Raw genomic sequence first — 11,390 nt, forward strand, 5'->3', positions numbered from 1 at the left:
TAGCTGGAGAAGTTATTGACGGTAGCGTTGCTAACCGTCTCAAGCAAGCAAAGATGATGCTGGCTTAGGCCAGCATCTAACCGGGGTTCGCCCCAGAAGTAGAGGAAGCAAATGGCAGATCTAAAAATCAGCCCAGATGAGATTCGCGATGCCCTGAAGGGTTTCGTGAACTCCTACGAGAGCGACAAGGCTTCGCGCAACGAGGTCGGACACGTAATCGATGCCGGTGACGGTATCGCTCACGTTGAAGGACTTCCCTCCGCGATGGCTAACGAGCTTCTAAAGTTTGCTGATGGAACCCTAGGTCTTGCTCTAAACCTTGACGAGCGTGAGATCGGAACCGTTATCCTCGGAAACTTTGAGGGCATCGAAGAGGGTATGGAAGTTCAGCGCACTGGCGAGGTTCTTTCTGTTCCAGTTGGAGATGCGTTCCTAGGTCGAGTAGTTGACCCACTGGGTAACCCAATTGATGGTTTAGGCGAGATCAAGGCTGAGGCACGTCGTGCCCTTGAGCTTCAGGCTCCTGGCGTTATGGCTAGAAAGTCAGTTCACGAGCCACTTCAAACCGGTATCAAGGCCATCGACGCCATGATTCCAATCGGTCGTGGACAGCGTCAGCTAATTATTGGTGACCGCCAGACCGGTAAAACCGCTATCGCTATTGACACGATCATCAACCAAAAGGCCAACTGGGCAACAGGAGATCCAACCAAGCAGGTTCGTTGCATCTACGTAGCTATTGGTCAAAAGGGTTCAACTATTGCCGGTATCAAGGCAGCTTTGGAAGAAGCCGGAGCGTTGGAATACACAACCATCGTTGCGTCCCCTGCGTCTGACCCAGCTGGTTTCAAGTACCTAGCTCCATATACAGGCAGCGCTATTGGACAGCACTGGATGTATGGCGGCAAGCATGTTCTGATCATCTTTGATGACCTATCAAAGCAGGCAGAAGCTTACCGAGCAGTGTCCCTTTTGCTTCGTCGTCCACCAGGCCGCGAGGCTTACCCAGGAGACGTGTTCTACCTGCACTCTCGCTTGCTAGAAAGATGTGCCAAGCTCAACGACGAATTGGGTGCTGGATCGATGACTGGACTTCCAATCATCGAGACCAAGGCCAACGACGTCTCAGCGTATATTCCAACCAACGTCATCTCGATTACTGATGGTCAGATCTTCTTGCAGTCGGATCTGTTCAACGCCAACCAGCGTCCAGCCATCGATGTTGGTATCTCGGTTTCTCGAGTGGGTGGTGCAGCCCAGGTGAAGGGAATCAAGAAGGTTTCTGGAACGCTAAAGCTTGAGCTTGCTCAGTACCGCTCACTAGAAGCCTTCGCGATGTTCGCCTCCGACCTGGATGCGGCATCTCGTCAGCAACTAGCTCGCGGAGCGCGCTTGATGGAACTTTTAAAGCAGCCACAGTACTCTCCGTACCCAGTTGAGGACCAGACAGTTTCCATTTGGGCTGGAACCTCAGGCAAGTTGGATGAAGTTCCTGTCGAAGATGTCCTCCGTTTCGAGTCCGAGTTCCTGGATTACCTAAAGCGCAACAGCAAGGTAATTGAGACCATTCGTGAAACTAAGAACCTCGAGGACGACACCATCCGCGAGTTGGATGCAGCCATTGACAAGTTCAAGAAGGGCTTCCAAACCGGCCAGGGTGTTCCACTTTCTTCTTTGGGTAACGAAGCTGTGAACGCTTTGGAAGAAGAAGAAGTTAACCAGGAAAAGATCGTCAAGCAAAAGCGCTAAAGCGTAGTTGCCAATTCGAGACTAGGAAAGGAGAGATATGGGAGCGCAGCTAAGGGTCTACCGACAGAAGATTAAGTCGGCACAGACCACAAAGAAGATCACTCGCGCCATGGAGCTAATTTCTGCTTCTCGTATCTACAAGGCGCAGCAACGCGTTGCTGCATCTACTCCTTACTCAAGAGCGGTTACCAGAGCGGTTTCTGCTGTTGCCACCTACTCGAACATCGATCACCCGCTTACAACTGAACCAGAGACCATTGATCGCGCAGCGGTTGTAATCTTTACCTCCGACCGCGGTCTTGCTGGGGCATTTTCTTCGAACGTTCTAAAAGAAGTTGAGCAGCTAGTAACTCTTTTGAAGAGCCAGGGTAAAGATGTTGTTTACTATCTGGTTGGAAGAAAGTCTGTTAGCTACTTCAATTTCCGCAGAAGGCTATCTCGTCAGCAGTGGGTTGGTGGCACTGACCTTCCAGAATTTGATACGGCCAAGTCGATCGCTGATGCGCTGTTGGCTGATTTCAACACAGATGCCAAGGATGGGGGAGTAGACGAGATTCACATGGTCTACAACCGCTTCGTGTCGATGATTTCCCAGGTTCCAGAAGTTGTTCGCTTGCTTCCTCTAGAGGTAGTCGAGGGTGTTGAAGAGCCTTCGAAGAGCGAGATTTTCCCGCTTTATGAGTTTGAGCCAGATGTAAACAAGGTGCTTGATGCACTGCTACCGGTTTACATCGAGAGCAGAATCTTCAACGCAATGCTTCAGTCTTCGGCTTCCGAGCACGCTGCACGTCAGAAGGCAATGAAGTCAGCCACCGATAACGCCGAGAAGCTGATTTTGAACTACACCCGTTTGAGCAACCAGGCACGTCAATCAGAAATTACGCAACAGATTTCCGAAATCGTCGGTGGTGCGGATGCACTGGCCACCGTTGGCGATGAGGACTAAGAGAAAGATAAGAAATGGCTGAGACAAAGACAACCCCACAGGCAGGCACCGGGCGCATTGCTCGAGTAAATGGTCCGGTGGTTGACATCGAGTTCCCACACGATGCCATCCCTGAGATCTACAACGCCCTCACAACAGAGATTGACCTGTTGGGAGAAACCACGACTCTAACTCTTGAGGTGGCACAGCATCTAGGCGATGACCTAGTTCGCGCCATTGCCTTGAAGCCAACTGATGGTTTGGTACGCGGAGGCACAGTGTCTGACACCGGAGCGCCAATTTCTGTTCCTGTTGGAGATGTCACCAAGGGCCACGTTTTCAACGTAACCGGTGAAGTTCTAAACGCCAAGCCAGGCGAAAAAATTGAGGTAACTGAGCGTTGGCCAATTCACCGTCAGCCACCAGCTTTCGACCAGCTTGAGTCAAAGACTCAGATGTTCGAAACCGGAATCAAGGTTATTGACCTTCTAACTCCATACGTACTGGGTGGAAAGATTGGTCTATTCGGTGGTGCCGGTGTTGGTAAGACCGTTTTGATTCAGGAAATGATTTACCGTGTGGCAGAAGACCACGACGGTGTGTCCGTATTCGCTGGTGTTGGTGAGCGTACCCGTGAAGGTAACGACTTAATCGACGAAATGACCGAGTCAGGTGTTATCGACAAGACCGCCCTCGTGTTTGGTCAGATGGATGAGCCACCAGGCACGCGTTTGCGCGTTGCTTTGTCTGCTTTGACCATGGCGGAGTACTTCCGTGACGTGCAGAAGCAGGACGTGCTGTTGTTCATCGACAACATCTTCCGCTTCACTCAGGCAGGGTCTGAGGTTTCCACGCTGCTAGGCCGTATGCCATCTGCCGTGGGTTACCAGCCAAACTTGGCAGACGAGATGGGTCTTCTACAGGAGCGCATTACTTCAACCCGTGGTCACTCGATCACTTCTCTTCAGGCAATTTACGTTCCTGCCGATGACTACACCGACCCAGCCCCAGCAACCACATTTGCTCACTTGGATGCAACAACCGAGCTAAGCCGTGAAATTGCTTCCAAGGGTCTATACCCAGCCGTGGATCCACTTTCTTCAACTTCAAGAATCTTGGACCCTCGTTACATCTCGAAGGATCACTACGAGACTGCCGTTAGGGTCAAGCAGATTCTTCAGAAGAACAAGGAACTGCAGGAAATCATTGCCATCTTGGGTGTTGAGGAGCTTTCCGAAGAAGACAAGGTCGCAGTATCAAGAGCAAGAAGAATTCAGCAGTTCTTGTCTCAGAACACATACATGGCTACCAAGTTCACCGGTGTTGCAGGATCTACCGTTCCACTCAAGGAGACCATCGAAGGATTCTCCAAGATTGCTAATGGTGACTTCGACAACGTTGCAGAGCAGGCGTTTTTCAACGTCGGTGGTCTTGAAGACGTTGAGCGCCAGTGGGCCAAGATTCAGAAGGAATCTGGTAACTAACCTTGTCTGAAAAAAATCTGCGGGTTGAGCTAGTTGCTGCCGATAAGGCAGTTTGGTCTGGCGAAGCCAAGTTGGTGGTAGCCAAGACAGTTGAAGGCGAAATCGGTTTGATGCCTGGTCACGAACCAATGCTTGCAATCTTGGCTAACGGCGAAGTAAGGGTTACCAAACCCGAGGGTGAAGTGCTTGTTGTTACCGCAGACGATGGATTCTTGTCAGTGGAGCATGACGTGGTAACTGTTGTTGCCAGGAATGCTGCGCTGGCTTAGAGGAGCTTGTCCTCTGGAGACGGCATAGCCCTTCGAGACTGCCTTTGCTCCTCCTGAATAATTGTTGCGTTAGCAGCTGACGGTGCAAAAACTTCGTTAATGCCAAAAAGAACCGCACCTGAGCTCCGATACTTTTTTGAATTTGAGTTCGATTTCTCCCGAGCTTTACGAGGTAGAAAAAGCCAAACGAGAATCAAGCCAGGTATCGAAAGCCAAACCAGCGGCTCCATTAGTCCTCGCTGTCAACCCGTACATTTGCTGGACGCTCGCGTCTGTTTGAAGCTGGAATCCACTTCACATCGCCACCGTGCTTGATGTTGGCAAAGCGTGCCAAGACAAAAAGCAAATCGCTCAAGCGATTTAGATACTTGGCAGCTAGAACGCTTACGCCACCGTTATTGTGACCCTTTTTGGCAGGATCGGTTCCATACTTTTCGATTGCGTGCCAGGTAGCGCGCTCGGCCCTACGAACAACTGTTCTCGCTAAGTGAAGACCGGCAGCTAGCCCGGATCCTCCAGGAAGAATAAAGCTGTCTAGCTTTTCAAGCTGCTTGTTGTATTTGTCGATGGCTTCTTCTAAAGCATCAATCCAAATTGCGTCCACACGCAATGGCTCATACTCATAGTGCTCGCTTAGAGGGTTTGAAAGATCTGCACCCAAATCGAAAAGGTCATTTTGAATCTGAGATAGCAGCGCTAGAGTCTCTTCGTCGAACTCGCCATGGGCCAGCGCGACGGCGACACCGATTGCCGAGTTCGCCTCATCGACGTCGGCATAGGCTTCGATTCTTGGATCTGTTTTGCGAGTTCTAGAAAAATCGCTAAGACCAGTAAGACCTTCATCGCCTGTGCGGGTATAAATTTTTGTAAGTTTGACCATGGTCTAAGTCTAGGCTTATGGAATGATCTTTTTGCTCCCACCTTCTGAAACCAAGGAGCCTGGTGGCAAAAGAAGAGCCAAAGCTCTGAGCCACAAAGAACTAGACAAAACTCGAAAACTTCTTCAGCAAGCGTTGATTGAAACCTGCAAGACCCCAACGCTAGCTACCAAGGCGCTCAAGCTAGGGCCAAAGCAACTGGGGGAGATTGCCGTCAACCTGGATCTAGGAAACCCCAAGTGTTTACCGGCCCTAGATAGGTATACCGGCACCTTGTATGACGCACTTAAAGAAGGCGGCATTACGGCCGCTATGCGAACCAGGGCGAGCAAAACAGTGTTTATCCAGTCCTCGTTTTTTGGCCTGATTTCTGCAGCCGATGAAATTCCAAATTATCGAATGTCTGCTACTTCGAAGCTACCTGGCTTGAATCTAAAGAAGTTATGGCAGGAAGCTCATGAAGCGGTCTGGCCAAACTACGCGAAAGAGATAGTGATTGACATGAGATCCAATTCATACGCTGAGCTAGCGCCTGTTCCAGAGAAACCCGCTTGTTACACCCTTGATGTAGTGCTGGAGGATAAAAAGGGCAAACGCACGAGGTTAAATCATTTCAATAAACAAGCCAAGGGCCAGTTTCTGCGATCCGCGTTAACAATCAGTCCAGCGCCTAAAACTGTGGCAGACCTCAAGGCCGTTGCGGAGCTAGCCCATCTGAAGCTGGAAGTTTCGGGCAAAAAGTTTTTACTAATTACCTACGGATGAGTCTTCTGCAGGAAGAGGCTCTATATCGAACATGTCGGGATCAGGAAGAGCAATAATTCCCTCAATCAATGAAATCACTGTGCTCCACCAACCCTCATCGTTAAACATGATCCATCCCGGTACTAGCCAAACATCCCCGTTTGCATCCCAAATACCCAAGAGAGCTGACTCTGCTCTAACAATTGTCAAAGTGACAACTTGGGGTTCAACGGGGGCTGGCTCAGTTTCGGTAGGTTCAGGCTCCGCTGTCGCGGTCTCTGATGGACTAGGTTCACTCGGTTCGGTCGTTTCTTCGGTTTCTGACACCTCTGGATCAACAAGTGGTTCATTCCGAACGCTCATGTCACTGTAGATTGCCGGGTATTTTTCATACAAGTAGCTAGGTGGAGATCCATACCAGATCCACTGATCGAGTCGATCCATAGCCTGGACAGGGGAAATGGTTTCGAAGGTGCCAACGGCTTCGGCAACCACCGAATGGCCTTGCGCGTAGTAAATCTCGCCATCTGACCCCCAGCCGATGTACCACTCGATACTGGTTTGCTGATTGTCTACAACCATCGCGGCGGTCACGGAAACACCCCACTCTGACATGTCAACTCGTAAATCCGATTCAGTCACTGCTAGGCCAGTTGCGTTGAATACCTCAAGAGCTTTGGCCATGGCTTCAGACTTACTTGGTAGTAGTTCTGGGGTTGGAACAGGCTCAACCCACTCCTCACAAAACCCTTCGTCATCGAAGGAATTGCAAGAACTAGAAATTGAAGAGTCAGAAGGATTGGAATAGTACCAAGATGCTGTCCCGCTCCACCAAACCGAAACGATTGGGTTCTGATTGTCAACGCCCCAAGGATCATCGGATTCACCAAAAAAGTATCCGGGATTGGCTTCACTGAAATCAGGGAACTTCTTCACGCTACCTTGAACCCCAAACAATCCTGAGACGTTTGCGAGCACCGCTTCTGGAGTTCCGGTCCGCACTAGCTTATAGATCTGGCCAGATCCACCCTCGTTTGACAGATTAGGTCCGGCCACATAGTTGTAGCTAAAAAAGGGCATAGACATCAATTTGTCGTCGGACGCTTCTGACATCGAGCCGGACCCATTCGAAGGACCCTGGTAGGAAGCAGCCAATTGAATTAGTGGGGTTTGGGTTGGGTTCACCACTATGGCCACTGCCAGGATTGCCGCTGTGCCAGAAACTAACCCACCCAAAGCGAAGCCTCTGGCCTTGGCCGATAGTAGTTCAAATCTTTGCGTTAGCCCAAGCCTTAGTTTGGTGTTTGAGGCGGCTGCCAAGATTTCAGCTGAGAGTTGCTCAGTTTTGGCTTTGTTTGCAGGGTCTGCCTTACGCAGACGGGCGTCTAGTTCATCTGGAGTATTCATATATGGGTTATGTAGCCAGGTTGGTGATTATGTCTAGAAACTTTAAGAAAGCAGCCCTCTAAGTTTGGCCTTAGCCTTGCTCAGCCTAAGAGCGAAGGCATTAGTTGAAATTTCCAACACCCTGGCCGAGTCCGCATTGTCTAGACCTTCAAAGCTACTAAGGGAAATAACCTGGCGCTCAGCTGGGGTCAGCTTTGCCCAAGCCTCTGAAAGACTGAGGTCGCTTAGAGCGATGTCCTCTGCAGAAGGTGCAGAGTCCTTTGGCCGGAATAAGACCAAGAAGTTTTCTTTAGCCTTCTCAGTTCTTCGGTGATTTGCTACCACAAATCCAGCGATTCTATAGAGCCAGGGGAGCTGAAAGCCCTTGGGTGACTCAGATCTTTTCGTCCAAGCTATTTCAAAGATTCTTGAGGCTATGTCCTCAACAGCTGAGGGGCTCACGCGCCTCACGAGATACTTTGTGATCTGTGGGAGTAGCTGGCGGTACGTTGACGTAAATTCTTCGGGGGTCACAGCTGTAATCCTACTCGCGAACTTCGTTTCTCCTGAAACAACCCGGTGCGTGGTCATTTACCATCCCAATTGACTGCATCATCGCATACATGGTTGTGGGGCCAACAAACGAAAACCCCAGACTTCGCAGTGTCTTACTCAGCGCGATGGACTCTGGGGTAGTGGCTTTGAATTCAAAGTTATCTGCAGGTGTTGTTGCCCGCTTGGGCGCGTGAGACCAAATCAAGGAAGTTAGCGGTTGATCTAGTTCCAAGATCAACCGTGCATTGCTGATGGTTGCCTGAATTTTGGCCCGGTTTCGAATGATGCCTTCATCTTGCATGAGTCGCTCGATGTCCTTATCGGTCATCTTGGCAACTTTGCGGATGTTGAAGTTATGAAATGCCTTTCTAAAGCCTTGCCTGCGTTTCAAGATGGTGATCCATGACAGTCCTGCTTGAAATGCCTCAAGAGCTAGTTGTTCAAAGAGTTCATTTTCTCCCTCTAGCTTTACGCCCCACTCGGTGTCGTGATAGTCGATGTAGATCTGATCTTGCTTGGGCCAGCGGCAGCGCTTGAGACCGTCGGGATACTTGGTGACAAACTCACTCATAGTCGATGCCCTCGTGATCCAGCAGCAGCTTTTTGGTTTTGATTCCCTGGCCACCGGAGTAACCGGTTAGCGATCCATTGGATCCAAGCACGCGGTGACAGCCAACCAACAGGGGAGTTGGGTTTGCACCAACCGCGGCTCCAACCGCTCTGGCGGCTTTAGGTTTACCAATAGCTGCGGCAATTTCGCCATAGGAAATACTTTTGCCAAAAGGCACATTGGCAATAGCCTTCCAAACGGAAATCTGAAACTGTGTGCCGGAGACTTTGAGGGGAAGGCTAAATTTTGGAAGGGTTCCTTTCAGGTACAAATCAAGTTGCTTCGCCGCATCTTCAAGGACTTTGGAGGAGCCTACGGAGGTGGCCTTCTTGCACAGCTCAACGGAAGTAATCTTCTTGTCTTCTGCGGTGATGGTTATGAAGCCAAAAGGAGAAGGGAAAGATCGCCTTGAGATCAGTGATTCGCTCATGCCTCAATTGTTGTCGGTTTCAGGGCTAGCGAAGCAAGATTTGAAGGTTGTGGAAAAGCTAAACCCCAAGACCCATTGGGTCTTGGGGTTATAGATAGCTTGTGTTAGAACTTGCTCATCGCTGGGGTTAGCACCTTGCGAAGGATCTGCTCAATCTCGTTGAACTCTTTAGCTCCGATGGTAAGAGGCGGTGCTAGCTGGATGACTGAGTCGCCTCGGTCATCAGCACGGCAGTAAAGGCCTTCTTCGAGTAGCTTGCCGGCTAGGTAGCCACGAAGAAGCTTCTCACGCTCTGGAGCGGTGAAAGGCTCTTTTGTCTTCTTGTCCTTGACTAGCTCTATGGCAAAGAAGTAACCATCGCCACGGATATTTCCGACAATTGGAAGATCGTAAAGCTTCTCAAGAGTTTTCTTGAAGAGAGCAGAGTTCTTAGCAACGTTTCCAACTAGGTCTTCTTCATCAAAGATGTCTAGGTTCTCAAGTGCTACCGCACATGCAACCGGATGAGCCGCGAAGGTGTATCCGTGGGCCAAAATGTTGGTTCCGGTTGTGAAGGGCTCGAAGAGTCTCTCGGTAAGCATTAGTGCACCGAGCGGTTGGTAAGAAGATGTGATTCCCTTAGCGGTAATCATCATGTCTGGTTCGATGCCATATCTTTCACAAGCAAACATCGCACCAGAGCGGCCGAAACCGGTGATGGTTTCATCGGCTACGAGCAAGATGTCGTACTTGTCGCAAATCTCTCGCAGGCGCTTGAAATAAGCAGGGTGCGCGGTGAAGCAACCACCGGAGTTTTGGATTGGCTCAACAAAGATTGCTGCCACGGTCTCTGGGTCTTCAAAGAGAATCATTTCTTCGGCACGATTAGCAGCCCAGATACCAAATTCCTCTTCGGTCTTGAACGAAGAAGGAGCACGGTACCAGTTGGTGTTTGGAATCCTAAATGTCGAAGGAACTAGCGGCTCAAACATCTTCTTCATTGCCGGGATACCAGTAATCGAAAGCGCTCCCTGGCTGGTGCCGTGGTAAGCGACATGGCGAGAGATAACTTTGTGCTTGGTTGGCTTTCCGGTCATCTTGAAATACTGCTTCGCAATCTTCCAAGCACTTTCTACCGCTTCACCACCACCGGTGGTAAAGAAAACCCTGCTGATGTTTGCCGGAGCATAAGAAATCAAACGCTCAGCTAGCTCAATAGCTGGTGGGTGGGCGTAAGACCAGAGTGGAAAGAAATCTAGTTCGGTTATCTGCTTGGAAGCAGCATCAGCTAATCTCTTGCGGCCGTGACCTGCGTTTACGGAGAACAGTCCTGATAGGCCATCGATGTATTTCTTGCCGTGCACGTCGTAAACGTAGTGACCTTCGGCTTTAGCCATGATTGGAATCTCTTTGTTGGCAAATGATCCGTGGCGGGTGAAGTGCATCCAGAGATGCTTCTTGGCTGATTTTTCCAGCATGGCAGGAGTTATCTTCTTACCTTCCTTACGCGCCTCAACGAGAGCGAGCTTGGAAGACTTTGCTGCTCCCACCTTGACGGTGCGCTTTAGAAGGGACTTGATCCCGGCAACAAGTTTCTTTGCCCTAGATTCCTTAACTGCCATTTTTTCTATTCCATTCGTTTCTAGGGGATTACCTGGTACCCCAGTTGTAGAACTGCTTTTCTAGCTTCAAATATACGAAGGTTTCGGTCGAAGTTACCCCAGCTAACCGCCTGATTTGGGAGTTAATAATCTTGATTAGCGAGTCATCGTTTTCACAGACAATCTCCACCAGGATGTCAAAGCTTCCTGCGGTAATCACCACATAGTCCACTTCAGGCATCTTGCCTAGTGCGCTGGCGATCTCGCTGGTGTCACCGCTGCACTTGATCCCCACCATTGCCTGGGTATAGAAGCCGAGCTGTACTGGGTCGGTTACGGCAACGATTTGCATTACGCCTTTTTCGGTGAGTTTTTGAACCCTTTGTCTAACGGCTGCTTCGCTCAGGCCTACGGCTTTGCCAATTTCGGAATAGGACTTTCGGCCATCATCTTGGAGCTGCTCGATGATCAACTTCGAGACGTCGTCGAGCGCTGAGGCCTGGGCTCTTCCACTTCTCGACATACATGGATTTTGCCAGCCAAACATTGAATAAGCAAACGAAACGGTTCCCAAAGGCTCAAACCGCAACTAATTCGATACAAAACTCGTGATTTTGGGGTCATTTTCTGGGATTAGAATCGATTCTAAACAGGGGTCGCTACCTCTTCTACAAAGGAGTATGAACAAATGGCAGTTCGCGAACTAAAAAACTTCATCAATGGAAAATACGTTGAGGCTAGCTCCTCCGAAAGATCCGATGTTGTCAATCCAGCTAACGG

Annotated in this window: 12 protein-coding genes; 5 read left to right on the forward strand and 7 right to left on the reverse strand. The window is 50.0% G+C overall.

Annotated features, from left to right (window positions below):
- The first annotated feature begins 111 nt into the window (after positions 1–111).
- Genes atpA through AC9UFE_RS05770 form a run of 4 tightly spaced genes read left to right on the forward strand, consistent with a single transcriptional unit; the run spans position 112 to position 4,427 of the window.
- The gene (gene atpA / locus AC9UFE_RS05755; protein WP_509546752.1) at positions 112–1,749 is read left to right on the forward strand and encodes a F0F1 ATP synthase subunit alpha; all 1,638 of its coding nucleotides are present in this window, start codon (positions 112–114) and stop codon (positions 1,747–1,749) included.
- A gap of 37 nt (positions 1,750–1,786) precedes the next feature.
- On the forward strand, positions 1,787–2,695 hold the full coding sequence (locus AC9UFE_RS05760; RefSeq protein WP_509546755.1) for a F0F1 ATP synthase subunit gamma: 909 nt from the start codon (positions 1,787–1,789) through the stop codon (positions 2,693–2,695).
- Positions 2,696–2,709: 14 nt separating this feature from the next.
- Positions 2,710–4,158: a F0F1 ATP synthase subunit beta gene (gene atpD / locus AC9UFE_RS05765; RefSeq protein WP_509546758.1), complete on the forward strand. Its 1,449-nt coding sequence runs from the start codon at positions 2,710–2,712 to the stop codon at positions 4,156–4,158.
- A 2-nt stretch (positions 4,159–4,160) separates the two neighbouring features.
- Complete coding sequence (locus tag AC9UFE_RS05770; RefSeq protein ID WP_509546761.1) at positions 4,161–4,427, forward strand: F0F1 ATP synthase subunit epsilon; 267 nt, start codon at positions 4,161–4,163, stop codon at positions 4,425–4,427.
- A gap of 229 nt (positions 4,428–4,656) precedes the next feature.
- Here the strand turns inward: AC9UFE_RS05770 and AC9UFE_RS05775 are convergent, their stop codons facing one another.
- Complete coding sequence (locus AC9UFE_RS05775) at positions 4,657–5,307, reverse strand: cob(I)yrinic acid a,c-diamide adenosyltransferase (RefSeq protein ID WP_509546765.1); 651 nt, start codon at positions 5,305–5,307, stop codon at positions 4,657–4,659.
- Between the two features lie 22 nt (positions 5,308–5,329).
- On the opposite strand from AC9UFE_RS05775, the gene yaaA reads away from it, so the two are divergent.
- Positions 5,330–6,070, forward strand: a complete 741-nt coding sequence (gene yaaA / locus AC9UFE_RS05780) for a peroxide stress protein YaaA (protein WP_509546768.1) — start codon at positions 5,330–5,332, stop codon at positions 6,068–6,070.
- On the opposite strand, the gene AC9UFE_RS05785 is transcribed toward yaaA, so the two are convergent.
- The 6 genes from AC9UFE_RS05785 to AC9UFE_RS05810 form a co-directional block, all read right to left on the reverse strand.
- Positions 6,053–7,456, reverse strand: a complete 1,404-nt coding sequence (locus AC9UFE_RS05785; RefSeq protein WP_509546771.1) for a hypothetical protein — start codon at positions 7,454–7,456, stop codon at positions 6,053–6,055. The genes yaaA and AC9UFE_RS05785 overlap by 18 nt on opposite strands.
- A 42-nt stretch (positions 7,457–7,498) precedes the next feature.
- The gene (locus AC9UFE_RS05790; protein ID WP_509546774.1) at positions 7,499–8,026 is read right to left on the reverse strand and encodes an RNA polymerase sigma factor; all 528 of its coding nucleotides are present in this window, start codon (positions 8,024–8,026) and stop codon (positions 7,499–7,501) included.
- On the reverse strand, positions 7,980–8,561 hold the full coding sequence (locus AC9UFE_RS05795; RefSeq protein WP_509546776.1) for a DNA-3-methyladenine glycosylase I: 582 nt from the start codon (positions 8,559–8,561) through the stop codon (positions 7,980–7,982). The genes AC9UFE_RS05790 and AC9UFE_RS05795 overlap by 47 nt, the downstream gene beginning before the upstream one ends.
- The gene (locus tag AC9UFE_RS05800) at positions 8,554–9,030 is read right to left on the reverse strand and encodes a methylated-DNA--[protein]-cysteine S-methyltransferase (RefSeq protein ID WP_509546779.1); all 477 of its coding nucleotides are present in this window, start codon (positions 9,028–9,030) and stop codon (positions 8,554–8,556) included. Before AC9UFE_RS05800 ends, AC9UFE_RS05795 begins: the two co-directional genes overlap by 8 nt.
- 104 nt (positions 9,031–9,134) lie before the next feature.
- Positions 9,135–10,487: an aspartate aminotransferase family protein gene (locus tag AC9UFE_RS05805; RefSeq protein WP_509546785.1), complete on the reverse strand. Its 1,353-nt coding sequence runs from the start codon at positions 10,485–10,487 to the stop codon at positions 9,135–9,137.
- A 172-nt stretch (positions 10,488–10,659) separates the two neighbouring features.
- Positions 10,660–11,133 (reverse strand): Lrp/AsnC family transcriptional regulator, encoded by a 474-nt coding sequence (locus tag AC9UFE_RS05810; RefSeq protein WP_509546782.1) that lies wholly within the window; start codon positions 11,131–11,133, stop codon positions 10,660–10,662.
- Between the last annotated feature and the right edge of the window lie 257 nt (positions 11,134–11,390).

Source organism: Rhodoluna sp. (assembly GCF_044239955.1).
Taxonomy (GTDB): domain Bacteria; phylum Actinomycetota; class Actinomycetes; order Actinomycetales; family Microbacteriaceae; genus Rhodoluna.

Excerpts from the sequence above, each read along its gene's own strand:
- AC9UFE_RS05790 (WP_509546774.1), bottom strand. The coding sequence starts at position 8,026 with ATGACCACGCACCGGGTTGTTTCAGGAGAAACGAAGTTCGCGAGTAGG.
- AC9UFE_RS05760 (WP_509546755.1), top strand. The coding sequence starts at position 1,787 with ATGGGAGCGCAGCTAAGGGTCTACCGACAGAAGATTAAGTCGGCACAG.
- yaaA (WP_509546768.1), top strand. The coding sequence starts at position 5,330 with ATGATCTTTTTGCTCCCACCTTCTGAAACCAAGGAGCCTGGTGGCAAA.
- AC9UFE_RS05810 (WP_509546782.1), bottom strand. The coding sequence starts at position 11,133 with ATGTCGAGAAGTGGAAGAGCCCAGGCCTCAGCGCTCGACGACGTCTCG.
- atpD (WP_509546758.1), top strand. The coding sequence starts at position 2,710 with ATGGCTGAGACAAAGACAACCCCACAGGCAGGCACCGGGCGCATTGCT.
- AC9UFE_RS05795 (WP_509546776.1), bottom strand. The coding sequence starts at position 8,561 with ATGAGTGAGTTTGTCACCAAGTATCCCGACGGTCTCAAGCGCTGCCGC.
- AC9UFE_RS05785 (WP_509546771.1), bottom strand. The coding sequence starts at position 7,456 with ATGAATACTCCAGATGAACTAGACGCCCGTCTGCGTAAGGCAGACCCT.
- AC9UFE_RS05800 (WP_509546779.1), bottom strand. The coding sequence starts at position 9,030 with ATGAGCGAATCACTGATCTCAAGGCGATCTTTCCCTTCTCCTTTTGGC.
- atpA (WP_509546752.1), top strand. The coding sequence starts at position 112 with ATGGCAGATCTAAAAATCAGCCCAGATGAGATTCGCGATGCCCTGAAG.
- AC9UFE_RS05805 (WP_509546785.1), bottom strand. The coding sequence starts at position 10,487 with ATGCTGGAAAAATCAGCCAAGAAGCATCTCTGGATGCACTTCACCCGC.
- AC9UFE_RS05775 (WP_509546765.1), bottom strand. The coding sequence starts at position 5,307 with ATGGTCAAACTTACAAAAATTTATACCCGCACAGGCGATGAAGGTCTT.